Here is a 24,722-nt window from a genome sequence, read left to right as displayed (position 1 = left end):
ACGCAGCGGGCTCTGGTTTGGCTAGAGGAGGCGTGCGTGACAGAGGACGGCTTTCGCGACCGTGTGCGCACCTGGCTGGCGGAACACCTGCCGCCGGACTTGCGCGGTCTGGGCGGACCCGGCCGGGAGCACGAGGCGTTCGACGAGCGCGTCGAGTGGGAACGGCGGCTCGCGACGGCGGGCTGGACCTGCGTCGGCTGGCCGGTCGAGCACGGCGGGCAGGGCGCGACGCTCGAACAGCAGGTCGTCTTCCACGAGGAGTACGCGCGGGCCGGTGCGCCGGCGAGGGTGAGCCACCTGGCCCAGGAACTCTTGGGGCCCACCCTGATCGCGTTCGGCACGCCTGAGCAGCGGAAGCGGTTCCTGCCACCGATCGTGGCCGTCGAGGAACTGTGGTGCCAGGGCTATTCCGAACCCGGTGCCGGTTCCGACCTCGCGGCGGTGTCGACCACCGCGACCCTCGACGGCGACGAGTGGGTACTCAGCGGACAGAAAGTGTGGACGTCGCTCGCGCACGTGGCCGACTGGTGTTTCGTCCTCGCCCGGACCGGGCCCGGCTCGAAGCGCCACAAAGGACTGTCCTATTTGCTCGTCCCGATGCGGCAGCCAGGGGTCGAGGTCCGCCCGATCCGGCAGCTCACCGGGACTTCGGAGTTCAACGAGGTCTTCTTCGACGGCGCCCGCACGGCGAAGGACCTGGTCGTCGGCGAACCCGGTGACGGCTGGCGGGTGGCCATGGGCACGCTCGCGTTCGAGCGCGGCGTCGCGACGCTCGGTCAGCAGGTCGGTTTCCGCCGGGAACTCGAAGAACTCACCAAGATCGCGCCGGGAGACCCGGTCATCGCCGAGCGGATCGACCGCGCGTGGGTCGGGCTGGAGGTCATGCGGGCGCACGCGATCCGCACCCTCGGCGACTCGTCACCCGGCGTGGCCGAAGTGTCCAAACTGGTCTGGGCGAACTGGCATCGGGACCTGGGAGAGCTGGCGATGCTCGTCCGCGGCGCGCGGGGCATGCTCGCGGAAGACGGCCTCGACGCCTGGCAGCGGCTCTTCCTCTTCACCCGCGCCGACACGATCTACGGCGGCTCCAACGAAATCCAGCGCAATGTCCTCGCCGAGCGCGTGCTCGGGCTTCCCCGGGAGGTACGACCGTGATTCCGGTACCGAAATACCCCGAGGGCGCGAACCTCCTGCGGGACAAGGTGGTCGTGGTGACGGCGGCGGCCGGTACCGGGATCGGCTCCGCGGTGGCGAAACGCGCCAAGGAGGAAGGTGCCCGCGTCGTGATCAGCGACTGGCACGAACGGCGCCTCGCCGAGAAGGCCGCCGAACTCGGCGACGTCCACGCGATCCCCTGCGACGTCACACGAGAAGACCAGGTCCAAGCGCTCATCGACGGAGCCGCCGAGCGTTACGGCCGGATCGACGTGCTCGTCAACAACGCCGGTCTCGGCGGCACCAAGTCCATAGTGGACATGGCCGACGACGAGTGGTCGCGGGTCATCGACGTCACCCTCAACGGCACTTTTCGCGCGACGAGGGCCGCGGTCGAGCGGTTCATCGCCCAGGGCGATGGCGGGGTGATCGTCAACAACGCGTCGGTGATCGGCTGGCGCGCGCAGGCCGGGCAGGCGCACTACGCGGCGGCGAAGGCGGGGGTCATGGCGCTCACCCGCTGCGCGGCCGTCGACGTCGCCGAGCACGGCATCCGCGTCAACGCCGTCGCGCCGAGCCTGGCGATGCATCCGTTCCTGGCCAAGGTGACCAGCGAGGAACTGCTCAAAGAACTCACCTCGCGCGAGGTCTCGGGGAGGGCGGCGGAACCCTGGGAAGTGGCGAATGTGATGGTGTTCCTCGCCAGTGAGTACTCGTCGTACCTCACCGGCGAGGTCGTGTCCGTGAGTTCCCAGCATGCGTGAGACCTGCGGGCGGAGCTGCGATGAATGCCGGGAAGGTGACCTTACGCGTGAACCCGCCCGGCCGAAGGCCTCGCGATCGCGGTGGCAGGGCGCCTTGTCCGCGGGACGTGATATGACCTACCAGCTAGTGTCGCGTGATCCTGCGGTCTCACCCGTGATCAGACGGCGATCTCCGGAGTTCGCCGTCCAATCACGCGAGTTCGCCGCTCAATCACGCGAGTTCGCCGTCCGAGGAACGAAACCACACGTCAAGCAAGCAGGATCACGCGACACCAGCGCCCTGCCGACGTCGATCGCGGGTTCACCACAAGACAACGAGGTACCGATGAAGTCCAGTCCAGGTTCCCGCCGCGCCGAACTGCTCGCCCTGGCGGCGAAACTGTTCGCCGAGCGCGGTTACGTCTCCACCACGGTGCGGGACATCGCGGACGCGGCCGGGATCCTTTCCGGCAGCCTTTACCACCATTTCGACTCGAAGGAGTCGATGGCGGACGAGATCCTCACCGGATTCCTCGACGAACTCTTCGGCGCCTATGCCGAGATCGTCGCGGAAGGCAAAGGCCCGCGGGAAACCCTCGAAGCCGTCGTCGTGGCGTCGTTCGAGTCCATTCACCGGCGGCCCGCCGAGGTGGCGATCTACCAGTCCGAAGCGAAACACCTGACGCAGCTGCCGCGCTTCGACTACCTCACCGACCGCAACACCGAATTCCGCAAACTGTGGAACGCGATCCTCACCGACGGCATCGCGGCCGGTGTCTTCCGTGCCGACCTCGACGTCGAACTCACCTACCGGTTCATCCGCGACACCGTCTGGGTGGCGGTGCGCTGGTACAACCCCGACGGCACGCTGAGCGCGGACGACGTCGCGCAGCAGTACCTCGGAATCCTTTTGGACGGAATCGCGACGAAGAGGAGGCGGCGTGGCTGAAGCCTATGTACTGGACGCGGTGCGGACCCCGGTCGGGAAACGCGGGGGAGCGCTCAGCGGCGTTCATTCCGCCGACCTCGGTGCCCACGTCATCCAGGCCGTCGTCGAACGAGCGGGTGTCGACGCCGACCTGGTCGACGACGTCATCCTCGGCTGTACCGACACGCTCGGCCCGCAGTCCGGGAACATCGCGCGGACGGCGTGGCTCGCGGCGGGATTCGGGCATCACGTGCCGGGCGTGACGATCGACCGGCAGTGCGGTTCGAGCCAGCAGGCCGTGCACTTCGCCGCGCAGGCGGTGTTGGCCGGGACGATGGACCTCGTGCTCGCCGGCGGCGTGCAGAACATGAGCGCGATCCCGATCAGCGCGGCGATGCTGGCCGGGCGGGAGTACGGCTTCGACGACCCGTTCTCCGGCTCGAAGGGCTGGCAGGAGCGCTACGGCAGCGTCGAGGTTTCGCAGTTCCGCAGTGCCGACATGATCGCCGAGCACTGGGACCTGACCCGCGAAGCGATGGAGGAGTACGCCTTCCGCAGCCATCAGCGCGCGATCGCGGCCATCGACGAAGGCCGGTTCGCGCCCGAGATCGCGCCGTTCGCCGGTGTCGGCCTGGACGAGGGGCCCAGGCGTGACACCAGTTTGGAGCGGATGGCCGGTCTGAAGCCGCTGAGCGAGGGCTCACGTATCACCGCGGCCGTTGCCAGCCAGATCTCGGACGGCGCCAGCGCGACGCTCATCGCGTCCGCAAGTTTCGTCGAAGAGCACGGCCTCACCCCGCGTGCCAGGATCCATCATCTTTCGGTGCGGGCGGCCGATCCGGTGTGGATGCTGACCGGGCCGATCCCGGCGACCGCGCACGCGCTGCGGAAAACCGGGCTGAGCATCGAAGACATCGACCTGTTCGAGGTCAACGAGGCGTTCGCGAGTGTCGTACTGGCGTGGATCGAGGAGACGGGCGCCGATCCGGACCGCGTCAACGTCAACGGCGGCGGTATCGCACTCGGTCATCCCATCGGGGCGACCGGGACGAAACTGTTCGCGACCCTGCTGCACGAACTCGAACGGCGAGGCGGCCGCTACGGGCTGCAGACGATGTGTGAAGGCGGTGGAACGGCGAACGTCACGATCATCGAGCGACTCTGACCTTCCGCGTACTCCATACGGCGAGCGCGAGCGCGCTGAATCCCGCGCCCAGCAGGCAAACCCCGGTCCAGCCCGCGAAGGCGTAGACGGCCGTAGAGCCGATGGCCCCCAGGCCGCTGCCGACCGAGTAGAAGATCATGTAGCCGCCGATCAGCCTGCTGCCGGCGTCCGGCCGGAGCGGGTAGATCAGCGTCTGGCTCGTGACGTGCACGGCTTGGACGGCGAGGTCGAGCAGGACGGCGCCCGCCGCCAGGGCCCACAGTGACGTACGCGTGAAACCCAGCGGCACCCAAGACAGCAGGAGCAGGCCCAGCGCCATCCCGGTCGTCCACTGTGCCCGGCCGCGGTCCGCGAGCCGACCGGCGGGTGCCGCCGCCAGCGCACCCGCCGCCCCGGCCAGCCCGAACGCGCCGATGACCGTATGCGACAGGCCGTCCTCGCTGAGCGGTAAGGCGACGGAACTCCAGAGGGTGCCGAACGCGGCGAAGATCAGCAGCGCGAGCGTTCCGCGTACCCGGAAAACGCGTTCCTCGACGAAGAGGGACCACGTCGACCGCAGCAGCCGCCCATAGGTCAGGCCCGTTCCGGCGGGGACCGGGCCGGGCAGCACGCGGTACAGCACGATCGCGATCAGCACCGTCACACCGGCGGACACGACATACACCGCACGCCAGCCGGCGACGTCGGCGAGTGTGCCCGACACCGTGCGCGCGAGCAGGATGCCGAGGACGACGCCGGTCGTCACGAGACCGACCACGCGCCCACGCTCGGCAGGTGCGGCCAGCGACGCCGCGGACGCGACGAGGAGTTGCGTGACCACCGCGAGAACGCCGATCGCCGCCATCCCGGCGAGCAGCACGACACCGTTCGCGGCCGTCGCGGCGACCAGTTCGGCGATCGCCAGCAGCGTCAGCAGCCCGACGACGAGCCGCCGTCGGTCGAGCAGGTCACCGAGCGGCACCAGGAGGAACAGGCCGAGGCCGTAGCCGAGCTGCGTGAGCGTGACGATGGCGCCCACGGTCGACGCGGCGATCCCGAGATCGGCGCCCATGGTGACGAGCAAGGGCTGGGCGAAGTAGATCGTGGCGACGGACGTCCCGGCGGCCACGGCGAACAACAGGACGACACCGCGGTGCACAGACCCTCCAATTGGTTTCAACTTGCTACCACTCGGAAGATAGAGCACTGCGGTTGTAAGATGCAACCATGGTGAAGCGGACCACGTTCGACGAAGCTTCTTGCCCGGTGGCGCGCTCGGTCGACACGATCGGCGACTGGTGGTCACTCCTGATCGTGCGCGACGCCTTCGACGGCGTCCGCCGCTTCGGTGAGTTCCAACGCAGCCTGGGCGTCGCGAAGAACATCCTCTCCGCCAGGCTGCGAGCGCTCGTCGGGCACGGGGTGCTCGACGTCGTCCCGGCCTCGGACGGGAGCTCGTACAGCGAGTACGTCCTGACGGCGAAGGGTCGTGACCTGTTCCCGGTGATCGTCGCGTTGCGGCAATGGGGAGAGACGCACTTCTTCGGCGCCGGCGAACCGCGGTCGGAGCTGGTGGACCGCGCCGATCAGCGTCCGTTGCGGGGGCTTGAGGTCCATGCCGCGGATGGACGCGTCGTCGGTCCGGACGACACCGTGGTGGTGAAAGTGAGTGAGGGAAGTACGGGACGGCACCTCCGCAAGTAGTCGACTACTCGCGGAGGAAGACCGCGGTGGAGGTGAGTGGGGAGGATTTGGGACACCCAAGGTCCCGAATCCTCCCCACTCGGCTGGCTTGACGGGGTCAGGCACGGCTTGGTGACGATGTAGGAATCGGGACGCTGACTGAACGTCCCAATTCCTACATCGTCAGCCCTTGCGGAGGTCGGCGGCAGGTAGGCAAGTACCGGTCCGCTCTGTGTCCCGAATCCTTCACCGACGACGACCCGGCGCCGGTCTCGGAAATACCGCTCTGCCCTGACCCGAAACGCCACCTACGCCTGCATAGGTCGGGACCCTTCCAGGTGAGTCATGCCCGGAAGGGCCCCGACCGGACGCGGGGAGCCCGGAGGGCGGTACCCGGCGGAGCCCGAATCACCGTCGGTCCCGGATCCTCCCGGCGTCCCCAAGGGGTGGCGGTGGGTGCGGAGGCCCGGCAACCCACCGCCACCTGAGGGGACCGCGGCCGCCGCGCGCGGCCCCGGTCCTCGTCGCGCACCCGGGTCACCCGGCGGGAACGCGAGCCCAGGGCATCTCCTCCTGCGCCGGAACGGCCGCCGTCGGGGTGTCGGACAGGAAGTCCCGCTCGAACGGGGCCAGGATGTCCTCCCCGATCGCGACGGAAGCCGCGAACGACGGCTCGGCGGGAGCGGGGAACACCGGCTCGGGCACCGGCAGCCGCCGGTCGAGTTCGGCGGTCCAGTGGATCATCGCCTTCGGCCGGTCCCAGCCCGCCGCGCCGATCAGCCTGCCGTCGCGGACGAAACCGGTGACCCAGTCGGAAAGTTCGATCGTGTCCTTGCCAAGCGACGGCATCCCGACGGTCTGCAGCCGCGTGTCGTACAGGGACGACCAGCCGCGGGGGAGCGGCGTGTACGGCCGCGCGTTGCCCTTGCCCAACATCAGGCTTTCCGCCGCCGCCCGCCCGGATTCGACGCCGTTCATCCAATGCTCGACCCGGCGCGGGGTCTCGTCGATCCGCAGGTTCGGCCACTTCGCGACGTCACCGGCGACCACGACGTCCTCCGCCCCGACGGCGAACAGGGTCGATTCGCACAGGACACCGTCGTCGATGGTCAGTTCCGAGCCGCGGAGCCAGTCCACGGCGGGCACGCTGCCGATCGCGAGCACCACGCAACTGGCCACCAGGAACTGGTTGTTGGTCAGGTGCAGGCCGACCGTCTCCTTGGTGCTGATCCAGTTCCGCACCTCGGTGTTCATCGCCAGCTTGGCGCGGTGGTGCTGGTGTTCCTTCGTAAGCGCCGACGCGATCCGCTCCCCGAAGCGGTGCAATGGCGCCTTCGCGTGGCCGATGAGCGTGACGTCCCGGCCCATGTACCGCATCGACGCGGCGAACTCGTTCCCGATCAGGCCACTGCCGATCACCACGACGGACTTGTTGCTGTTCCCCAGCGCCCGCCGGACGGCGAGGGAATCCTCCACGGTGCGCAGCACCCGGACCCGGGGGTCGTGGCGCGGCGAGCCGGGAAGGTGCCGGGGGTAGACGCCGGTCGCGAGGATCAGGCCGTCGTACCAGAGGGATTCCCCGCCCGGCAGGTGCACCGTGCGTTCCTTGCTGTCGAGCCGGCTCGCCCGCGTGCCGAGCCGCCAGTGGACGTCCAGGTCGAGGTACGGCTCCAGGCTCGCCGCCACCGGTTTCACCCCGCCGGTGATGAGTTCCTTCGACACCATCGGCCGGTGATACGGCTTCCGCGGCTCGTCGCCGACCAGCACGATCTCGCCGTCGAAACCGAGTTCCCGCAGGCGTTCCGCGGAGCGGAGCCCGGCGACGCCTGCCCCGACGATGACGATCCGGTCCCCGTCACTCATCGTCGTACGCTCCTTCTCCCCTGACTCTGATGGCTTGTTTCGGGCAGAGCCGGGCGGCGGAAATGGCCTGGTCCAGGCCGTCCCGGTCGACCATCCGGCGGATGCGGAGCTTGCCGTCCGGCCCGATCTTGAACGTGGCGGGCGCCTCCATCTCGCAGAAGCCGAAGATCTCGCACCGCTCGTTGTCGACGCTGACGCGGGTGCCGCGCCGCACGCTTCCGAAGATCATTTTTCCGTCTCTCCAAGTCTTTTCGCGCTCGTCAGACCAGTTCCTCGACCAGGCCGAGCCGTTCCAGGTACCGGGTCGGCATGAACCGCAGGGTGGTCAGCAGCACGACGGGGACCAGCAGGGTGATCCCGCCGAACCACAGGAGGCCGAGGTGCCCGTTGGCCATGGCACCGAAGAACGAATGCAGCGCCGTGATCGCGACCGCCGGATAGGCGAGCCGGTGGATCCACAGGAAGCGCCGGTAGGAGCTGAACCGGCTGATGCCGCCGGTCAGCGCGACGGCGATCATGACCTCGAGCCCGATGACGCCCAGTTCGTGCCGCGCCAGCGTGCCCGGCAAAAGCGGGATCGTGACCTGCGCCATGGTGAAACCGTCGGGCAGGAACAGGAACGACATCGCGTGCACGACGCCGAACGACAGCGTCAGGATGCCGAGCACCATATGCGAGTTGCGCAGTGCCTTACGCCCGGTCAGCGACTTGATCCAGCCGGTCGCGGTGAACACGCCCCAGCACAGGGTGAGGCACATGAAGCCGTAGGAGATCCGGGCGGAGGTCTGCGCCATGCCTTTGATTCCGGGGTCCGTGTCCGCCTTCTGGGTCAGGACGATCACCACCTCGGACCACTGGTCATACATTGAGCTCTCCCGGTGCACTGGGAACCAGTACCGGTTCGGCGGCGGCCGCGCGTTCGCGGGTCCGGATGTTCTTGCCGCGCAGGGTCCGGATGGCGAAGAACAGCCCACCGCCGAGCACCACCGCCAGCAGCAGGCCGAGGCCGAAGTCGCCGTAGCCGACGTCCATCGCGGCGTTGGCCGAGTTCGACTGCGGCACCGGCGCTTCCGGCAGCAGCGACTGGTCGACGACGCCGGTGCTCTCCAGCAGGGTCATATGCCGCAGCACCGCCTGGTTGGCCGTGGTGGCGTAGTCGCGTACGACATCGTTGCGGGTACCGGCCCTGACCTGGGCGATGACGGGGAACAGCACCCCGTGCGCGTACCGGAGCCGGTTGGCGAAGATCCGGTCGAACTCGCTGTCGTCGCGGGCGGCCTTCATCTCGCCGAGCCACGCCGACTGCTGGTCCGACGGTTCGCCCGGGAGTGCGATACCGAACCTGTCGGCGATGGCGTGCGTCGCGGTGTCGAGCCTGCCGTGGTCGATCATCAGCGTCCGGCCGACTTCGCGGGTCCGCTTGCTCTTTCCGCGTTCCTGCGCCCACATCCCGGCCGGCATTTCCCACAACCCGGCCAGTTTGACGTTGACGATCAGGTTCCTGTCCGCCGCGGACAGTTCTTGGGCGTGCGCGTCGCCGACGGGGCCGAGCAGCGTCACCGCGGCCGTCGCCAGCAGGACCAGCAGACGGGAGAACACTCCGGGGGTGTCAGACGCCGAGGTCATCGGCCTGCCAGGTGTCCGCGGTGAGCAGCACTTTCGTGCCGTCCGGCTTGACCGGGAACCACGCGCCGTCGACGCCCTGTCCGTCGGTGTTGCCGGGCATCGCGTCCTTCACGTTGCGGTAGAGCGGCCGGCCCGCGAGCGTGACCTGGTCCGTACCGTCGTCCCTGGTCACGGTGCCGACCAGGGCGCGGTCGATCCCCGTCACCACGAGGTCACCGTCGGCCTTGGCGGGAATCCAGGTCCGCGAGCAGGTTTCAGCGCAATTCGACTTCGGCGGGTCGACCGTGTCCTTGTCGTAGCGGTAAAGCGTGAATCCGTTGGTGTCGGTGACGATCGGTCCGAGGTCGAACAGAATCGCCGCCGTGACACCGGGGGCCGTTTCCGCGGCGGGATCGGGCATTCCGGGGATCTTCGCCGCGCCGGCGGCGGGGGCCGCGCCCGGAGAGCCGTTCGGTCCCGCGGTACCGGTGGTGCAGGCCGCGGTCAACGCGATCGTGGCCAAGCTGAGGGTCAGCGGTATGACCGAGCGTGACACGGGGTTCACGGAAATCCTCCTGTCGGGGGCCAGAGGAGAACGCCATCGCCGCGGGGCGACGGTGCGCAGGCAGGTCTAAGTCCACTATGGACACTCGTGTTCCACAGTGGATTCGGCGGTGCGGGGGACAGCGCCGGGTCGGGGGGTCTTCGGTAGGGGATACGGTCGCGAAGCGGAAACGGTTCAAAAAACTTTCACGGGCGCCAGAACCGGGGCAGAACGGTTTTGGTACTGGACTTGTCGCCCCTGATCGCACAAAGATGTGCCGCGTGGGACGCCACTCTCGGATACTGCAGCCAATAGTCGATCATGAACCCGCGTCGAACGGGCATGACGACCTCATCAGGGCGTTGTACCAGGAGTTCGGGTCGAGCCTGATGGCGTTCGTGCTGAAGCTGACCGGACACGATCGCCAGTGGGCCGAGGACGTGGTCCAGGAGACGCTCATCAAGGCGTGGCGCAACGCCGGAAAACTCGACCGGCAGCCCGAAATGCTGCGTGCCTGGCTCTTCACCGTGGCCAGGCGCATCGTCATCGACGGCTGGCGGAGCCGGAGCGCCCGCCCTCAAGAGGTGGAGGAACTCGAGTCGGATTCGATCGGAGTGCCGGACGAATCGGAGAAGACGCTCGCGGCCATGATCGTCTACGAGGCCCTGCGCAATCTTTCCCCGGAACAACGTGAAGCCGTCCAGCAGACCTACCTGCGTGACCGCACCGTGAACGAGGTCGCGGCGACGCTCGGGGTTCCGCCGGGTACGGTGAAATCGCGGATCCACCACGCTGTGCGCGCGCTGCGCAGGGCGCTGCAGGAGCGGGGGTGAGCGAGGTGTCGGGAGCGCCGCACACGGACATCGCCGCCTACGTGCTTGGCGTCCTCGGCGAAGAGGATCACGCCAGGTTCGAGGCACATCTGCTGGAGTGCCCCGAGTGCCAGGTCGAACTGGTGGAGATGTACCACTTGCCCGACATCCTGGACATGGTCAAGAAGAGCTGGCCGGACCCGCCCGTGAAGGGGCCGGGGCCGCGGGTGCTGCGGATGCTGCTCGCCGACGCCGCCAAGGCAGGCCGCCGACGCAAGGTCATCCGGCTCGCGACGGCCGCCGCCGTGCTCGTGCTCGTCGTCGGCGGGCCGCTCACCGTGCTCTCCATCACCGACCGTGAACCGGTCATCACGCAGGCCGCGCCCGTCGTCGTCACGTCGGTGGTGCCGTTGTCGCCGTCCAGGGAGTCCGGCCCGGACGGCGGCGCCGCCCCGTTCGGCTGGTCCGAGGCGGGCAACGCGGTCGCCGCCGAGGTCACGGTCCAGGAGAAGGAGTGGGGCAGCGCGGTCGAACTCGAACTGCGCGGCCTCATCGGCCCGATGACCTGCCAGCTTTTCGCCTACTCCCACAGTGGAGAGGTCTACGTCGTCAACAACTGGAGCGTGCCGTCCAAGGGTTACGGCGTCCCCGGATCTCCTGATCCCCTCGTCATCACCGGTTCGACGGCGTTGCAGAAGGCCGACATCGAACGTTTCGAGGTCCACAACCAGGACGGTTCCGTGCTGGCGATCGTGCGCCGGTAGTTCGATAACGGAAAGATAACGACGGGATCGCGTTTTGAACCGGCTTCCGGCCGGGACCGTATCTCTCCTTAGCCGGATCTCCCTCGGCGGGCGAACGGAAGGTTCGCCGCTAATTCGGCGAATGCGTCGCTCATGCCTGGGTGCGACTGATTGTTTCGGGTGCCCGGAAACGAATGAGGTGAGCAAGTCAATGGCAGGAAATCAAGGGCGCCATCGTATCGTCCGCAGGACCAAGATCGCGACCGCGTTGCTGGGCCTGTCGATCGCGGTCGGTGGACTGGTGGTGTCCACCACGACCGGCGACTCCGGCAAGGCCGCCGCGGACGAGGCGGACAAGTCGCAGTTCGTGGACATCGCCAAGGTCCGGCCGAACGTCGACAAACCGGAGCCGGGTGAGAACGCGTCCACGGGCTCGTTCACCGTCGACTGCGGCAAGAACGAGAACGGGCACTTCAACCCCGACAACTTCATCGCGCAACCGGGTATCCGCAATGGCGCCCAGCATCTGCACGACTACGTCGGAAACCTTTCCACGAACGCGGATTCGAACAACGACAGCCTGTTGGGTGCCGGGACCACCTGCGAGAACGGGGACGAGTCGGCGTACTTCTGGCCGGTGGTGCGGATCGACACCGAGGAGGAGGGTGAAGACCAGCAGGGCCGGAACCAGGGTAGTCGGAACAACCAGAACCAGGCGCAGCTGGACGAGCCGAACGCGGACAACGAACTCGCCGGCAACGACGGCGAGATCCAGCGGCCCGCGGTCGTCGACATCACCTTCAAGGGCAATGCCAAGGAGAAGGTGAAGGAAATGCCGAAGTTCCTCCGGATCCTTTACGGTGACGCGAAGGTCACCGCGAACGGGCCCGCCAACGCGCGGGAAAGCTGGACCTGCACCGGCTTCGAAAACCGGGTGATCAAGCAGTACCCGATCTGCCCAGGGGGCAGTGACGTCAAGCGGGTGCACACCTTCCCGAGCTGCCTCGCCGGAAACAACATCGACAGCGAGAATCATCGGGACCACATCAAATATCCCGACGGGAACGGCGAGTGCGCCAACGGGCTGACGGCCGTTCCCGAGCTCACCATCTCGCTGACCTACCGGATCCCCCGGGACGTCCAGGCCAATGGTCGGTACAAAGTGGACTCGTTCCCCGAGGAGGACCACAACCCCTTCTCCGACCACGACGATTTCGCGAACGTGATGTCGAACCAGATCATGGATCGCCTCGTCGACTGCGTCAATGAGGGACGTAAATGTCGCGAATGAAACGCTGAGGGTCTTAGTCGTCCTCGGCCCACTGCGATGGCCGAGGCGGTTCAACGGAAGCGAGAACCGGCGAACAGGAGGAAATACTCCGGCCCGGCGGGTCCCCCCTACACCTCACCCACCCGCCGGGCCGGCCCTACTCGGAAAAGCGATCGACACAACTGAAGAACGCTCCGCAAGCGTTTACCCCGCCCTGACGGCGGCTTCCCCGAAGGGAGGCTCGCCGCCGAGGCTCTTTTCGGTAGGTTGGCGGCATGGGTGAGCAGAAGGACCGCATGCTGCGCGGTGAGCTGTACCGGGACAACGACCCCGAACTGGTCGCGGACCGCGAACGCGCACAGGGTCTCGTCGACCGGTTCAACGGCACGGGCGCCGAGGAGACCGGTGAGCGGGACACGATTCTCCGTGAACTGCTGGGAAAACTCGGTGAAGGTTCCTGGATCATGCCGCGGTTCCAGTGCGACTACGGCTATCTGATCGAGATCGGCGCCAACAGCTTCCTCAACTACGACGCCATCCTGCTCGACTGCGCCCCGATCAAGATCGGCTCGGACTGCTCGATCGGCCCGCGTTGCCAGCTGCTCACCGCCCTGCATCCGATGGAGGACCACGAGTCGCGGCGGCAGCGCTGGGAATCGGCCGCGCCGATCACCATCGGGAACAACGTCTGGTTCGGTGGCGGTGTCATCGTGTGCGCCGGAGTGACCATCGGGGACGACGTCGTGGTGGGCGCGGGCAGTGTCGTCACGCGGGACCTGCCGTCGAAGGTGTTCGCCGCGGGTAACCCGGCTCGCGTCATCCGGGAGCTCTGAGACTCACCTGGTCACCGGTGTGATCCGCGTGCGCCGGATGTGCTCGAAGACCATGGAGGTCCGCACGTCGGCCACTTCCGGCCGTTCGGTCAGCTTGTCGATCACGAAGGCGTAGAGGCTCTCGTTGTCGGGGACGGCCACGTGCAGGATGAAGTCCTCGGTCCCGGTGGTCACGTAGAGGCCGACGATATCGGGCAGCGCGTTGACGAAGTTCCGGAAGTTCTCGATGTTCCTCCGCGACGGCGGGCGCACCCGGATCGCGATGAGCGCCTGTACCCCGCGGCCGATCGACGGCAGGTCCACGTCCAGCAGCGCGCCGCGGATCACGCCGCGCTCACGCAGGCCGCGGGTGCGGTCGAGTGCCGTGGTCGGCGAAACGCCCACCGCGGCGGCCACTTCACGGTTGGTCTTCCGTGCGTCCGACTGCAATTGCGCCAGGATCGCCTGATCAAGTTCGTCCAGCCGTGCCATGTCGAGTCTCCTGCCGTATTAAGTACGAACTTGATGGACTGTACCCGTATGCAGATTTAGCTTTGCCTTGTTCATCCGTTGATGTGAGCAGGAGACCAGCTGAATGTCCGAGCACGATACGGCCTTCGGGTTCACCCCCGAGGAGATCGATCCCACCGCGTCCACCCGATCGGCCAGGTTGAAATGGGTCATCGTGGTCAACACTGAGCTGCCGCCGGGGCGCGCGGTCAACGCGGCCGTCTGCACCGCTGTGGCCACCGCGACCGGCGTGCGCGGCCTCCTGGGCGAGAAAGCGTTCGACGCCGACGGCGAGCGGTACACGGGCCTGCCGTGGACCGGATGCTCGATCCTGTCGGCCGACCCCGAGAAGCTGCGGGCCATCCGCGCCAAGGCCGCGGCCTCACCCGGCTGCCACGTCGCCGACATGCCCGCGGTCGCCCAGCAGATCCGGGTCTACGCCGAGTTCCTCGCGACGATGAAGGAGATCCCGACCGAGGAGATGGACTACTGCGCCGTCGGCATAGTCGGGCCGCGGAACCGGATCGACAAGCTGGTCGGGAAGCTTCCGCTGATGGCCTGAGTGGGGCGGTGGTCGTGAGCGGTGAGGACGGTTAGGGCCAAGGGTGTCCTAAGACCCTGCCGGGTTCCGGGTGCCGTGTCGCGAAAGCCACTTTCGGGACGTCAGACGTCGCGAAAGTGGCTTTCGCGACACGCTGGACCGGCACACGTACGAGCAAAGATGGCGGCGGAGGTAGCCCTCACCGCCACTCACAGTCGCCTGTAGTACATGATGGCCCCCTTCCTAGCGCCTAGGACAGGAAGGGGACCTTCATGTACTGGGCAAGGTGCAAAGGCCGAATTTTCTCGGCAGAATCGCCTGAAGGGACCTTCACCCGGCATCGCTGTGACTACCGGGGTTCGCGAGACCGACAGGAACCGTTCGATGTCCCCTTCCTTGAGCTTTCAGCCGCGGGCGACACCGACCTGCTGGAAGTCCGCTTCCTCCGAAAGTCGCCGGATGGTCCCGTCCAGCACCGTCAGTGACATCAGCGGAAAGGCGAAGTCCGACGCGGCGTAGATCCCGTACTTCTGCTGCAGCTGGAAAACTTTGTCCCCGAACACCTTCATGTCGAACTCCGCGTCCGGTCCCGCGTGCTCGGCCACGATCACCGCCATCTCCGCGACGAACGTCGCACGATCCACGTCGCCCGGATCGACCGCGCTTTCCAGCACGATCTCGCCGCAACGCTCACCGTCGCCAAGGGCGAGGCAAGCGAAGAACTCGCCGATCAATTCCCGCACCCGCTCCGGCAATTGCACGCAGTATCCGGCGTCGAGGATCACCACGCGCTGGTCACGAGTGAGATAGACGTTGCCGGGATGCAGGTCGCAATGCACGAACCCCTCGGCGAACATCATCCGGTTGGCCGCTTCGAGGGTCCGCTTCGCGAGTGCGGCGCGGACGTCGGTCGGCAGTGCTTCCGGCGTCGCGGTGTCCAGTTGTGGCAGGTACTCGAACAGCAGACAGTCCGCTGTGGACAGTTCGGGGTACACCGCGGGTACCCGGATCTGCGGGATCTCGGACAGGCACTGCCGTAGCCGGGCGATGTTGCGGGCCTCGCGGGCGAAGTCGAGCTGGCCGAGGATGGCGGTGCTGATGTACCCGACGAGGTCCGCCATCGGCATCCCGCGCATCTTCGGCATCTTCTCCATCCGGCGCACCATCGACCTGGTCAGTGCCAGGTCCGCGCGCATGCGGCCCTCGATACCGGGGCGCTTGAGCTTCACCGCGACCACCCGTCCGTCGCGCAGCTCGCCCCGGTACACGCAGGCGATGCTCCCGCTGGCGCTGGGATCCGGCGCCACTTCCAGACCCTCGATGTCCGCCTCCCGCAGGGCACGGGCCGCCTTGCGCCGGGACATCGGCCGCACGGCGTCGTGCAGGGTGCTCAGCTCGTCGCAGAGCGCGGCAGGCATGGTGTCGCGGCGGGTACTGGAGGTCTGCCCGAACTTCACGAAGGTCGGCCCGAGTATCTGCAGCGTCCGCACGAAGCCCCGGTAGGCCACTCGTTTCGCTCGCTTCGGGCCGCCCGTCACGAGCCCGCCCAGCATCAGGAGCAGCACAGTGAGGCCGGACCCGAGCAGCACGGCGACGATGGTGACGAACCTGGTGAACAGCCTCCAGCGGGAAACAGAGGTGTCGGGCACTGCGTCTCCTCGTGTCGCGTGAGCTTGCTTGCTTGACGTTCGGGTTCGCTGCGGCGATCTCGCGTGTTTGAAAGGCGATCACGCGTGCTTGGAAGGCGAACTCGCGTGTTCAGGGACGAAGCAGGTACAACGCGTTCATCGGGCTCTGCAGCGGGATCTCCTCGGTGCTGGTGAACCCGGCCCGAACCGCCAGTTCGGCCAGCTCCGCGAACGGCAGGCCGAGGGTGCCCAACGCGGGCCCGCCGTCGGCCAGCGCGGACGGCACACAGTAGAGCGTGCTGGTGGCGTACAGGATGGTTCCGGGTGCGCCGCGGTTGTCCTGCGCGTCGGCGGCCGCGTTGCTCTCCAGCACCAGCAGCACACCCCCCGACGGTTCGAGCGCGCGGTGCGCGGCCGCCAGCAGCGCGGGCGGGTCGGGCGCGTCGTGCAGGACGTCGAACATCGTGACCAGGTCCAGCGGTCCGGCCATCCCGGACGTCGCGTCGGTGGCCTCGAACCGCGCCCGCCCGTTCAGACCGGCCTCCTCCGCGGCCGCGGCCGCTCTGTCCACATTGGGCTGGTGGAGGTCGTACCCGGTGAACTCGCTGTCGGGGAACCGCTGGGCCATGGCGAGCACGGCACGCCCGCTGCCGCTGCCCACGTCGGCCGCCTTGCCGCCCCGCTCCAGTGCCTCGGTGAGCCCGGGGACAGCCGGTAGCCAGTGCTCGACCAGCATGGTGTCGAGCCAGCTCGCACTCATCTGTTCCATCGCCTGGTAGAGGCCGTCCGGGTACTGCTCGTGCGGTATGCCCTGCCCGGTCCGGAACGCCTCGGCGACTTCGTCGAGCATTCCGGCCAGCGGCGGCACGAGACCGTACGCCGGCGCGAGGCACAGCGGTGACCGTTCGTCGGCGAGCACGGCGGCTCGCTCGGGAGGCAGTGTGAACCGCTCGCTGCCGGAGTCGAAGTCCAGGTACCCGGCGCTGTGCAGGCCCCACAGCCACTCCCGCACGTATCGCTCGGCCAGGTCGGTCCGCCCGGCGAGTTCTTTCGCCGTCGCCGGACCGCCGGCGAGTGCGCCGAACAGACCGAGCCGGACGCCCAGCGCCGCCAGCACCGAGGCCATCGCGCCGCCGAGGTCCCCCATCACCTTCTCCGCGAAACCCATGGCGGCGGGGAAGTCCAGCTCGGCGGTGGCGGCCTGCCCGTTCGCGCCGCCTCCGCCGGAGGACCAGCCGTGCGGTCCGGCGGGCGGCCCCTGCGGGGCGAACAGCATCTGCGCCCTGGCGGCCGCGTTGATCCAGAACCCGGTGAGCAGCTTCCGTTCGGTCACCGGGTCCTGGATGTCCAGGCGTTCCCAGTCGAAGTGGAACACCTGGAGCAGGCTCTGTCCGAGGCCGGTCGGTTCGATCCACATCCGGCCACCGAGCGCCGACCGCCACGACGGCCGCCGCAGCTCGAACTCGACATAGGGCATGTAGGAGGGGAATTCCTGTGCGGTGTCCACCGTCTTCGTCACCCGCAGTTCCACCGTACCGCTGGCGTCCCCCATCATCAGCGTCATCGGGTCGTCGACGTCGAGGGAGCCGGAGGTCCGCTGCATCCAGTGCTTCACCGCACCGGGGCTGGTCAGCGCCTCCCACGCCTGGAACGGCATGGCGGGTAGCGGAATCTGCAGGTACGGCCCCATCCGGCGCCACGGCCACCGGGTGTTCGTCCCGGTGCGCAGATAGCCGGCGAGCTGGTCCACGATGCCGGGCCAGCCCATGCCGTTCCAGGACCGCCAGTCCGAAGGCGGGTTGGTCGCTTCTTCCACCACCGTCACCGTGGTTCCGTCGGCGCCGGGGGTGAGGGTCCAGGTGACCGACGTCGCCGGGCCCACTCCGACCCAGCGCCACAGGTACTCGAGGGTCCCTGGCCTCGACGACGTCGGCGCGACCGCGCGCGTGGTGGAACAGTAGAAGAACTCGCCGTCTTCGAAGTCCAATGTGGACTCGGTACCGGCGCTCGCCCACCCGCCGTGCGCGACAGCGAGCCATTCACGCAGATGCTGTGGGTCGGTCAACGCGTCCCACACGACGTCGGCGGTGGCCGGGATCTGGCCCATCGTGACGAGCCTCTCCCACCGGTCCTGCGCCACCGGGAAGGAGACCCCGCCGAGCGGGGTGAACGCACTCGCGGTCGCGGTCAGATCGAACCCGGGTGCGGCCGGGATGCCGGCGAACCCTCCGGCTGGACGCGCTGCCATCGCCTGCCCCTTCGGCCGATTTCCCTTTGTTCCCAACACGCTAGGGCGACCGGTGAACCGGCTACTTCTCCGGTATTGCGCTTACCTCCGCCGATACCTGATCGCACAAGGCGAGCCGGGCCGGGTCACACCGAGATCGAAGTCCGACGGCGGGTCCGCGTCCAGCGGCGTGAGTTCGTACCGGGACAGCAGCGCGCCGAGGATCGTGGTCACCTCCGCGGTGCCGAAAGCCTGGCCGGGACAGCGATAGAAGCCGCCGCTGAACCCGATCAGCGCGTGCGGACGGCGTTTGTCCTCGGCCCGATCGGGTGCGAACCGCTCCGGGTCATATCGGTCGGGCTCATCGAAGATCTCGGGCAGCCGGTGCGCGACGCCGGGGCACAGCATGGTCATCCAGCCCTTCGGAACGCGATAACCGTCCACTTCGTACTCGATCGCGGTCATCCTGGCGTAGTGGCCCATCACCGGCCGCAACCGCAGCGACTCCTTGAACGCCCAGTCGAGCCTCGGCACGCGGGCGACACCCTCGTCCAGTTCGCGCACCACGGTGCCGAGATAGCCGGGGTTCCGCAGCAGCTGCACCAAGGTCCACGCGGCCTGCGCGGCCGTGGTGATGTAGCCGGTGAAGATGGTGCACAGCGCCATGCCGATCTGCACCTCGTCGCCCTCGGCGCGCAGATCGCCGTCGTCGACGAGGGTTTGAAGGAAGTCGGTGTGCCCGCCGGGGTCACGCCGTCGCGTCGCGAGCACCGGGCGGAGCATTTCGGTGAGCAGCCTGCGGGCGCGATCGCGGCGGAAGAACTTGGGCAGCGGCAGGTTCGGCGGCAGGATGAACTCCATGCCCCTGGCCAGATCCACCAGCAGCGGCCGGAACTCGTCGACGCGCGCGCGAATCTCCGGCCCCATCAGCGTGCTCGCCGCGATCCGCATCACCAGCGGTTCGAAGGTGTCCCAGAGATCGAACTCGCCGTGCTCGCCGAGCCCGTCCAGCCAGGTCTCGACCTCCTCGGCCATCACCCCGGTGTAGTGCGTGAGCCTGCCGCCCTGGAACGCCGACTGCAGCAGCGAAACGTGCCTGCGCCTGCGCTCGAAGTCCTGTGCGGCCAGCATGACGTCGCCGAACATCGGCACCACGAACTTGTAGAGATCGGGCACCGACAGCGTCCGGTCGACCTCCTTGAAATAGAAGTCGTGGTACTCGGGCCCGATCAGCACGACGCCCTTCTGCGGGCCGAGCTGGATGCCGAACACCGGGCCATAACGCTCGTACGCGCGCATGAACACGGCGAAGTGGTCCCGTCGCCATTCGATCAGGCTGCCCAGCAGCGGCAGCCCCTTGACCATCGGCGGTGTACTCCGCCGTCCGGTGGCCGGCGCACCCATACCGTCTCCTGCCTCACGAAACCCGGAACCGGGGTGTTCCCGCCACGAAACCGAGGCGGGAACACCCCTGACCGGACCCTTGATGGGACGCCGCTACTTGGCCGCCAGCTCCTCCGGCGAGAGGTACCCGCCCATGTTGAAGCGCAGGCTGGTCACGTAGGCCACCGGCTGCTGGTCGAGATGCCTGCTGTCGTGCAGGGGCAGCATCCGGTAGATCTGGCCCTTGCCCGGCGCGCCTGCGGGCGGGATCTGCCGCACGTCGTCGATGGTGAGGATGATCGGCTCCTTGTTGACCAGCTTCATCCCCAGCTTGGGCATGTCGAAGATCGCGCCGACCGCCATCCGGCACGCCTTCGCCGACGGTCCTTCGCCGGCGTAGGGGTCGAACGGGGTGCGGATCTGCCCGGTGGACAGGCAGTCCGGGTTCAACGTGACGGTGATCCGGCCGAGCTCCTCGCACTCGCCGACCATCTTCATCTCGATCAGGTTCGTGTACACCTCGGCCTTGGACCACTCCCGCGAGGTCGGCTCGGAGCGGACGACCCGCACCCAGCCGTCGAAGGGAACGGTGTACTCCCCGACACCGGGCACCGCGAAGGTGTCGATGGAGTTGATGCCGAGGTTGTCGATACCGGGGTCGGGGGCGGTCCAAGGAACCACCTTCGCACCGGCATACACATTGGGTACGCCTTCGGTCGTGACCGGACGGCCATAGATCACGGACGGCTTCGTGGGTGTAGCCATCATTGCCTCTCAGAGTTGAACGGAGTCGGAAAGCCCGTCAGGGCAGCAGGTTGGTGTAGTCGCAGCAGGTCTGCCCCGCCTTGTCCGGGATCCCGTCCTGGTCCGAGTCGATCTCGCCCTCCGCGGTCGAGTACACGTCGCGGGAGTTCAGGTCGATCACGCCGTCGCCGTCCCAGTCGTTCAGCTTGCCCTTGAACGTGCCGAGGATGAACGCGTTGGTCATCGGGCCGACCTCGGGATCGTGCAGGGTGGACAGCACGCCGTTGCCGGGGGTGAGCACCTCTTCCAGCGGCCTGCCCGCGATCCTGGCCAGGTTCACGTGGCCCCAGCCCTGGAAACGACCGCGCACGTACCGGATCGCGGCCTCCTCGCGCACCTGGAACTTCGGCTCGAGGTGCCAGGTGCCGTACCGCGCGAAGCCGATGTTGGCCTGCCGCACGCCCTGGCTCGGGTCGTCCGCGCGGCCCGACTTGAAGAAGGTCCTCGGCACGAGCGACTCGAAGAAGAAGTTGCCGCGGTCGCGCCTGGTGCGGTCGGTGAACCCGCGGAACAGGTAGTTGTCGCAGTGCGGCGAACCGTCCTTGTGTAGTCCGGAGATCGTCTTCGCGATCACCAGCTGACGTTCGCGGGTGCTCACGTTCGGGCAGGCGTGCGCCTGGCCGTAAATGCGGGCGAGTCCCTGTGGTGCCAAGGAGATCTTGCCCCAGTGCGTGTTGCTCTCGTCCAGCCGGACGTAGAGGTCGCAGTGGATGAGCAGGTAGATCGTCTCGTCGAAGGTGCGGCCAGGGGTGTAGAGGCCGGGCCTGCCGTCGAACGCCGGATCCCCGGTCTGCAGCTCGGAGATGAACAGTTTGGCCCACTCGGCGATCTCGGGATCATCGTCGGTGAGGAACTTCTGCAGGGTGGTTACCGCGGTGGCGCCACCGAGCTTTTCGATGGCCCACAACGCATCCCAGCGCAGCTCGCGGTTGGTGTCGTGGCGGGCGGCCTCCTCCAGCAGTTCGATCGCGTCGGCGTGGTCGCGGTCGGCGTACTCGTAGAGCGCCTGTTCGCGCATCACCGGGTCCGGATGCCGCAGGGCCTGCTCGCGCAGTTCCCCGTTGCTGCGGTTGTCCAGCCGGATGGCGACCCGGTCGAGCGCGTACCCGAAGTCACTGGCCCACGCGGCCGGATCCCCCGCGACGAAACGAGGATCGACGTTGCTCAACGTGGTCCGGTACGCGAAGTTGAGCGCGTCTCGCTGTTCCGTGCCCAGATCGTCCAGCAGGGCGGGCTCGGACGGGACGGCCTCGGCCCACGAACCGGGGCCGCGCTCCGTTACCAAGTCCGGGGACTTGTTGCAAAGATCGATAGCCATCGCGGCAATCCTTCCCGTCTCCATGGATCGGTACCAGCAAAGTTAGGCGTCCGTACCGTGCCGCACCTTCTCGCAGGTTGCCGCTGTCCGTGTTCGCGCAAGTTCCCCCTGCTGTCAAGGAGGTTCGTCACTCGGACGGCGGTCGCCCCCACGGCGGCCCGCCGCACACCATTACGGGAACACTTCATGCGCGTAGAGCTTCCTTGCCATCCCTTCGGCCCGATGGGGGCGATCAGTGGGCACACTTCCGTTGACCGGCCCCACGACGGTGGGCTGGGGCAGAATGCTGGGCCGGGCAGGCACTTGGGCGGGCACCGCCGCGCGGCACGGCACCGTCGGCGCGGCGGAGTCCTTGCGCCGTAGGCTGAACCGGAACGGTCCGCAACCGGAGCGGGACAGGCTCACCACCATGCTCGTCGATCTGGGGCCGACGTTCGTCAAGGGCGGCCAGCTCCTCGGGACCCGCCAGGACCTGCTGCCGCCACAGCTGTGCGCGGCGCTCGGCCGCCTGCACGACCGCGTCGACCCGATGACCCGCGCGCAGGCGGAGGAGGTGTGCGCGCACGCGTACCGGGAAAGAACTTGGCCGTTCAAGGAAATCGACTGGACGCCGGCGGCGAGCGGCAGCATCGCGTGCGTGTACCACGCGCGATTGCACGACGGCCGCGAGGTGGCGGTGAAGGTGCGCAGGCCACGGATCCGCGAGCGCATGCACGCCGATTTCGCCTTGCTGGGCAAGGGCGCCAGTGCGATCCAACGGGTGCCCGGAATGCGTGAGGTACCCGCCAGGCGGATGGTCGACCAGGTCGGCTTCGCGGTGCTGCGTCAGCTCGACCTCGACGCCGAGGCGGCCGCGCTGACCTCCCTGCGGGCCAACCTCGCCGGGCTGGAGTACTTCAGGATCCCGGAGCCGCTCCCGGAAGCCTGCGGCGAAGGCGTGCTGGTGATGGAGTATCTCGAAGGGCTCGGCCGGTTCGGCCCCGGCGAACTCACCAGGGAAGAACGGCGCACGCTGGTCCGCAAGGTTCTGCACGGCGTGTACCAGATGCTCTTCCTCGACGGGCTGGTGCATTGCGACATGCACCCGGGAAACCTCTACCTGACAACGGATTCCGAGGTCGTCCTGCTGGACGCCGGGTTCGTGGTGCGGCTGGACCCGGTGGTGAAGCGGCAGTTCGCCGAATTCTTTTTGAACATGTCGATGGGCCGGGGCGAGGAATGCGCCGAGGTCGTGCTCCAGAGCAGCGAGTACGTGCCGCCGGACGCGGACCTCGAAGGCTTCCGCGCCGGGATCGTGGAGCTGGTCACCGCCGCGCACCGGCGGACCGCCGGCCAGTTCCGGCTGGCGCCGTTCGCGACCAGGCTGTTCGACCTGCAGCGGCGATCCAGTGTCGCCGCCGCGCCCGAGTTCGTGTTCCCGCTGGTCTCGCTGCTCGTGCTGGAGGGGATGATCAACGAGTTCGATGTGGACGTCGATTTCCAGGCGGAGGCGATCCCGACCCTGCTCACCGCGTTGCGCACCTGATGCCCGCCTTCCTCTCGCGGCGGATCCCGGTGCCGCCAGGCGAGTTCCGGCGCCGCTGCTGGCACCTCATCGGGCCGGACACGCACCCGGTCGCGGCCGAACTCCGCGCCCGGTCGGCGCCACCCGGTTCCGCCGGTGGCACGGCGATCCTTCTCGGCGCGGAGTTCGGCTGGGAGGACAACGCGAGACTGCTCGACGGGATCGCCGCGGCCCGACGTGACGGCGGCAGGCTGGCGCTGGTGCACCTCGGCGCGGGTGGCGCCAGCCTGCTGCGAGCGGCGGCCAAGGAAGATCCCGCGCTCGACGTGCGATGTGCGGAGCTTTCCGCCGAGCCGTCCGCGCGGGCGATCCGGGTCGTGGTGTCGCTGCTCAACTCCGAAGGCGCGTTCCCTTCGCCTGCGCAGGTGGACGACGCCGGCCGGATCACCACCACCGACTGGCGCCCTGCCGAGCTGCCTCCTGTCTTCGAGGGAAGAGCCCGGACGGATCGCTCGGTCGTGGTCACCGGCGGCCTCGGCGGCCTGGGGCTGCGCGCGGCCGCAGTACTGTCCAAAGTGTACGGACTGCATCCGATCCTGATCGACGTCCTCGAACCGGCGCAGCTGCCCCAGTCCTCCGCGAGGCACCTGTCCGGACTGCGCGCGACCGTGCTCACCGCGGACGTCACCGACCGTCACGGGATCGCACGCCTTCTGTCCACAGTGGACGCTCCCCCGGTCGGCGCGGTGGTGCACTGCGCCGGGCTGCTCACCGGTGGCCCGGTCGCGACCACGACCACCACGGCGCTCGTCCGCGCGCAGCGGGTGAAGGTAGCCGGTCTCGAAGCCGTACTCGCCGCGATCGACCCGGCCGAACTACGGCAGCTGATCACCTTCGGCTCCATCACCGCCGAGGAACCACACCGCAGCCTCGGCTGTTACGGGCTGGCCAACGAACTTCTGCGCAGATCCACCATCAGAGCCGCGGCAGGACTCCCCCGATGTTCGACCGTGGCGGCCCAGTGGTCGCTGTGGAGCGGGGCGGGAATGGCACAGCAGGCGGGCGCGATCCGGCAGGCCCGGCGCATGGGCATGACGCCGTTGCCACTACGCGCGGGCATGCACGCCCTCGTTCGCTTGTTCGGCTGGCCACCGGGCCCCGCCGAAGCCGCACCCGTCCTCCTTCGTGGCGGCTGAAAACACTTGCTCCGGGCTACTTGAGAGAGAGCGAACGTGGCGTGCGACCACCCCCGTGCACGCCTCCACTCGACCGTGAATGCCTCCTTGCCTCTACTGAGGTCAGGGTTCCGGCAAAGTCGCGGAGCTGCTGGTCAGCGCTGCTGGTGGCAGTTCGGGCTTGACATTTCTGGTGCCTGCAAGGGCCGAGTGGGGAGGGCATGTCCTTGAACCTCTGTTGATCAAGCTTCGCGACCGGATGCCCCCGCGACGATGGAGGAATGGAGACACTCGACGTCCCCATTCCTCCATCGTCAGCCCCCCACAGCG

At 68.0% G+C, this 24,722-nt stretch carries 24 protein-coding genes; 12 read left to right on the top strand and 12 right to left on the bottom strand.

The window, feature by feature from the left end; all coding sequences use genetic code 11:
• The first annotated feature begins 36 nt into the window (after positions 1-36).
• The 4 genes from ACM6LR_RS17880 (at position 37) to ACM6LR_RS17865 (ending at position 3,991) form a co-directional block, all read left to right on the top strand.
• On the top strand, positions 37-1,155 hold the full coding sequence (locus tag ACM6LR_RS17880) for an acyl-CoA dehydrogenase family protein (protein ID WP_414937450.1): 1,119 nt from the start codon (positions 37-39) through the stop codon (positions 1,153-1,155).
• Positions 1,152-1,919: an SDR family oxidoreductase gene (locus ACM6LR_RS17875; protein WP_414937451.1), complete on the top strand. Its 768-nt coding sequence runs from the start codon at positions 1,152-1,154 to the stop codon at positions 1,917-1,919. The genes ACM6LR_RS17880 and ACM6LR_RS17875 overlap by 4 nt, the downstream gene beginning before the upstream one ends.
• A 325-nt stretch (positions 1,920-2,244) precedes the next feature.
• Complete coding sequence (locus ACM6LR_RS17870; RefSeq protein ID WP_414937452.1) at positions 2,245-2,847, top strand: TetR/AcrR family transcriptional regulator; 603 nt, start codon at positions 2,245-2,247, stop codon at positions 2,845-2,847.
• Entirely contained in the window at positions 2,840-3,991 is a 1,152-nt protein-coding gene (locus tag ACM6LR_RS17865; protein ID WP_414937453.1) for an acetyl-CoA C-acetyltransferase, read from the top strand. Before ACM6LR_RS17870 ends, ACM6LR_RS17865 begins: the two co-directional genes overlap by 8 nt.
• Here the strand turns inward: ACM6LR_RS17865 and ACM6LR_RS17860 are convergent.
• Complete coding sequence (locus ACM6LR_RS17860; RefSeq protein ID WP_414937454.1) at positions 3,975-5,129, bottom strand: MFS transporter; 1,155 nt, start codon at positions 5,127-5,129, stop codon at positions 3,975-3,977. The two genes, ACM6LR_RS17865 and ACM6LR_RS17860, sit on opposite strands and share 17 nt — an antisense overlap.
• Before the next feature lie 68 nt (positions 5,130-5,197).
• On the opposite strand from ACM6LR_RS17860, the gene ACM6LR_RS17855 reads away from it, so the two are divergent.
• Positions 5,198-5,674 carry a winged helix-turn-helix transcriptional regulator gene (locus ACM6LR_RS17855; RefSeq protein WP_414937455.1) on the top strand — a complete coding sequence of 159 codons (477 nt, stop codon included), beginning with the start codon at positions 5,198-5,200 and terminating at the stop codon, positions 5,672-5,674.
• A 516-nt stretch (positions 5,675-6,190) separates the two neighbouring features.
• On the opposite strand, the gene ACM6LR_RS17850 is transcribed toward ACM6LR_RS17855, so the two are convergent.
• Genes ACM6LR_RS17850 through ACM6LR_RS17830 form a run of 5 tightly spaced genes read right to left on the bottom strand, consistent with a single transcriptional unit; the run spans position 6,191 to position 9,686 of the window.
• Positions 6,191-7,516 (bottom strand): NAD(P)/FAD-dependent oxidoreductase, encoded by a 1,326-nt coding sequence (locus tag ACM6LR_RS17850; protein ID WP_414937456.1) that lies wholly within the window; start codon positions 7,514-7,516, stop codon positions 6,191-6,193.
• Positions 7,509-7,745: a ferredoxin gene (locus ACM6LR_RS17845; RefSeq protein WP_414937457.1), complete on the bottom strand. Its 237-nt coding sequence runs from the start codon at positions 7,743-7,745 to the stop codon at positions 7,509-7,511. The genes ACM6LR_RS17850 and ACM6LR_RS17845 overlap by 8 nt, the downstream gene beginning before the upstream one ends.
• Positions 7,746-7,776: 31 nt before the next feature.
• Positions 7,777-8,382 (bottom strand): ferric reductase-like transmembrane domain-containing protein, encoded by a 606-nt coding sequence (locus ACM6LR_RS17840; RefSeq protein ID WP_414937458.1) that lies wholly within the window; start codon positions 8,380-8,382, stop codon positions 7,777-7,779.
• Positions 8,375-9,142: a DUF4142 domain-containing protein gene (locus ACM6LR_RS17835; RefSeq protein ID WP_414944136.1), complete on the bottom strand. Its 768-nt coding sequence runs from the start codon at positions 9,140-9,142 to the stop codon at positions 8,375-8,377. The genes ACM6LR_RS17840 and ACM6LR_RS17835 overlap by 8 nt, the downstream gene beginning before the upstream one ends.
• The gene (locus tag ACM6LR_RS17830; RefSeq protein ID WP_414937460.1) at positions 9,126-9,686 is read right to left on the bottom strand and encodes a hypothetical protein; all 561 of its coding nucleotides are present in this window, start codon (positions 9,684-9,686) and stop codon (positions 9,126-9,128) included. Before ACM6LR_RS17830 ends, ACM6LR_RS17835 begins: the two co-directional genes overlap by 17 nt.
• Positions 9,687-9,946: 260 nt before the next feature.
• Between ACM6LR_RS17830 and ACM6LR_RS17825 the strand changes: the two genes are divergently transcribed.
• From ACM6LR_RS17825 to ACM6LR_RS17810, 4 genes are all read left to right on the top strand, one after another.
• Positions 9,947-10,498 (top strand): sigma-70 family RNA polymerase sigma factor, encoded by a 552-nt coding sequence (locus tag ACM6LR_RS17825; RefSeq protein ID WP_034317190.1) that lies wholly within the window; start codon positions 9,947-9,949, stop codon positions 10,496-10,498.
• Complete coding sequence (locus ACM6LR_RS17820) at positions 10,495-11,241, top strand: anti-sigma factor family protein (RefSeq protein WP_414937461.1); 747 nt, start codon at positions 10,495-10,497, stop codon at positions 11,239-11,241. The genes ACM6LR_RS17825 and ACM6LR_RS17820 overlap by 4 nt, the downstream gene beginning before the upstream one ends.
• 190 nt (positions 11,242-11,431) lie before the next feature.
• Positions 11,432-12,511 carry a DUF1996 domain-containing protein gene (locus tag ACM6LR_RS17815; RefSeq protein ID WP_414944135.1) on the top strand — a complete coding sequence of 360 codons (1,080 nt, stop codon included), beginning with the start codon at positions 11,432-11,434 and terminating at the stop codon, positions 12,509-12,511.
• Between the two features lie 254 nt (positions 12,512-12,765).
• Positions 12,766-13,323, top strand: coding sequence for a sugar O-acetyltransferase (locus tag ACM6LR_RS17810; RefSeq protein ID WP_414937463.1), 558 nt, complete (start codon positions 12,766-12,768; stop codon positions 13,321-13,323).
• A gap of 3 nt (positions 13,324-13,326) precedes the next feature.
• On the opposite strand, the gene ACM6LR_RS17805 is transcribed toward ACM6LR_RS17810, so the two are convergent.
• Entirely contained in the window at positions 13,327-13,794 is a 468-nt protein-coding gene (locus ACM6LR_RS17805) for an Lrp/AsnC family transcriptional regulator (RefSeq protein WP_414937464.1), read from the bottom strand.
• A gap of 103 nt (positions 13,795-13,897) precedes the next feature.
• On the opposite strand from ACM6LR_RS17805, the gene ACM6LR_RS17800 reads away from it, so the two are divergent.
• Positions 13,898-14,374, top strand: coding sequence for a DUF2000 domain-containing protein (locus ACM6LR_RS17800; RefSeq protein WP_414944134.1), 477 nt, complete (start codon positions 13,898-13,900; stop codon positions 14,372-14,374).
• A gap of 383 nt (positions 14,375-14,757) precedes the next feature.
• Here the strand turns inward: ACM6LR_RS17800 and ACM6LR_RS17795 are convergent, their stop codons facing one another.
• From ACM6LR_RS17795 to ACM6LR_RS17775, 5 genes are all read right to left on the bottom strand, one after another.
• Entirely contained in the window at positions 14,758-16,002 is a 1,245-nt protein-coding gene (locus ACM6LR_RS17795; RefSeq protein ID WP_414938290.1) for an ABC1 kinase family protein, read from the bottom strand.
• A gap of 109 nt (positions 16,003-16,111) precedes the next feature.
• The gene (locus ACM6LR_RS17790) at positions 16,112-18,229 is read right to left on the bottom strand and encodes an SRPBCC domain-containing protein (RefSeq protein WP_414944133.1); all 2,118 of its coding nucleotides are present in this window, start codon (positions 18,227-18,229) and stop codon (positions 16,112-16,114) included.
• A gap of 81 nt (positions 18,230-18,310) precedes the next feature.
• Positions 18,311-19,612: a cytochrome P450 gene (locus tag ACM6LR_RS17785; protein WP_414944132.1), complete on the bottom strand. Its 1,302-nt coding sequence runs from the start codon at positions 19,610-19,612 to the stop codon at positions 18,311-18,313.
• Between the two features lie 93 nt (positions 19,613-19,705).
• Positions 19,706-20,356 carry a DUF6073 family protein gene (locus tag ACM6LR_RS17780; RefSeq protein WP_414938287.1) on the bottom strand — a complete coding sequence of 217 codons (651 nt, stop codon included), beginning with the start codon at positions 20,354-20,356 and terminating at the stop codon, positions 19,706-19,708.
• A gap of 37 nt (positions 20,357-20,393) precedes the next feature.
• Positions 20,394-21,713: a HEAT repeat domain-containing protein gene (locus ACM6LR_RS17775; protein WP_414944131.1), complete on the bottom strand. Its 1,320-nt coding sequence runs from the start codon at positions 21,711-21,713 to the stop codon at positions 20,394-20,396.
• 235 nt (positions 21,714-21,948) lie between these two features.
• Here ACM6LR_RS17775 and ACM6LR_RS17770 point away from each other — a divergent pair, with 235 nt between their 5' ends.
• Positions 21,949-23,238, top strand: coding sequence for an ABC1 kinase family protein (locus ACM6LR_RS17770; protein WP_414944130.1), 1,290 nt, complete (start codon positions 21,949-21,951; stop codon positions 23,236-23,238).
• Positions 23,238-24,413, top strand: a complete 1,176-nt coding sequence (locus ACM6LR_RS17765) for an SDR family NAD(P)-dependent oxidoreductase (RefSeq protein ID WP_414938284.1) — start codon at positions 23,238-23,240, stop codon at positions 24,411-24,413. Before ACM6LR_RS17770 ends, ACM6LR_RS17765 begins: the two co-directional genes overlap by 1 nt.
• Positions 24,414-24,722 lie beyond the last annotated feature (309 nt).

Origin of the sequence: Amycolatopsis sp. cmx-11-32 (assembly GCF_047608695.1) — a bacterium.
GTDB lineage: Bacteria > Actinomycetota > Actinomycetes > Mycobacteriales > Pseudonocardiaceae > Amycolatopsis.
The sequence above is the reverse complement of the archived record's forward strand: the minus strand, read 5'-3'. Positions and strand labels throughout refer to the sequence as shown.

Coding starts and splice junctions, on each gene's coding strand:
- ACM6LR_RS17870 (WP_414937452.1), top strand. CDS start 2,245: ATGAAGTCCAGTCCAGGTTCCCGCCGCGCCGAACTGCTCGCCCTGGCG.
- ACM6LR_RS17855 (WP_414937455.1), top strand. CDS start 5,198: ATGGTGAAGCGGACCACGTTCGACGAAGCTTCTTGCCCGGTGGCGCGC.
- ACM6LR_RS17850 (WP_414937456.1), bottom strand. CDS start 7,516: ATGAGTGACGGGGACCGGATCGTCATCGTCGGGGCAGGCGTCGCCGGG.
- ACM6LR_RS17845 (WP_414937457.1), bottom strand. CDS start 7,745: ATGATCTTCGGAAGCGTGCGGCGCGGCACCCGCGTCAGCGTCGACAAC.
- ACM6LR_RS17840 (WP_414937458.1), bottom strand. CDS start 8,382: ATGTATGACCAGTGGTCCGAGGTGGTGATCGTCCTGACCCAGAAGGCG.
- ACM6LR_RS17835 (WP_414944136.1), bottom strand. CDS start 9,142: ATGACCTCGGCGTCTGACACCCCCGGAGTGTTCTCCCGTCTGCTGGTC.
- ACM6LR_RS17815 (WP_414944135.1), top strand. CDS start 11,432: ATGGCAGGAAATCAAGGGCGCCATCGTATCGTCCGCAGGACCAAGATC.
- ACM6LR_RS17810 (WP_414937463.1), top strand. CDS start 12,766: ATGGGTGAGCAGAAGGACCGCATGCTGCGCGGTGAGCTGTACCGGGAC.
- ACM6LR_RS17805 (WP_414937464.1), bottom strand. CDS start 13,794: ATGGCACGGCTGGACGAACTTGATCAGGCGATCCTGGCGCAATTGCAG.
- ACM6LR_RS17800 (WP_414944134.1), top strand. CDS start 13,898: ATGTCCGAGCACGATACGGCCTTCGGGTTCACCCCCGAGGAGATCGAT.
- ACM6LR_RS17790 (WP_414944133.1), bottom strand. CDS start 18,229: ATGGCAGCGCGTCCAGCCGGAGGGTTCGCCGGCATCCCGGCCGCACCC.
- ACM6LR_RS17785 (WP_414944132.1), bottom strand. CDS start 19,612: ATGGGTGCGCCGGCCACCGGACGGCGGAGTACACCGCCGATGGTCAAG.
- ACM6LR_RS17780 (WP_414938287.1), bottom strand. CDS start 20,356: ATGGCTACACCCACGAAGCCGTCCGTGATCTATGGCCGTCCGGTCACG.
- ACM6LR_RS17775 (WP_414944131.1), bottom strand. CDS start 21,713: ATGGCTATCGATCTTTGCAACAAGTCCCCGGACTTGGTAACGGAGCGC.
- ACM6LR_RS17765 (WP_414938284.1), top strand. CDS start 23,238: ATGCCCGCCTTCCTCTCGCGGCGGATCCCGGTGCCGCCAGGCGAGTTC.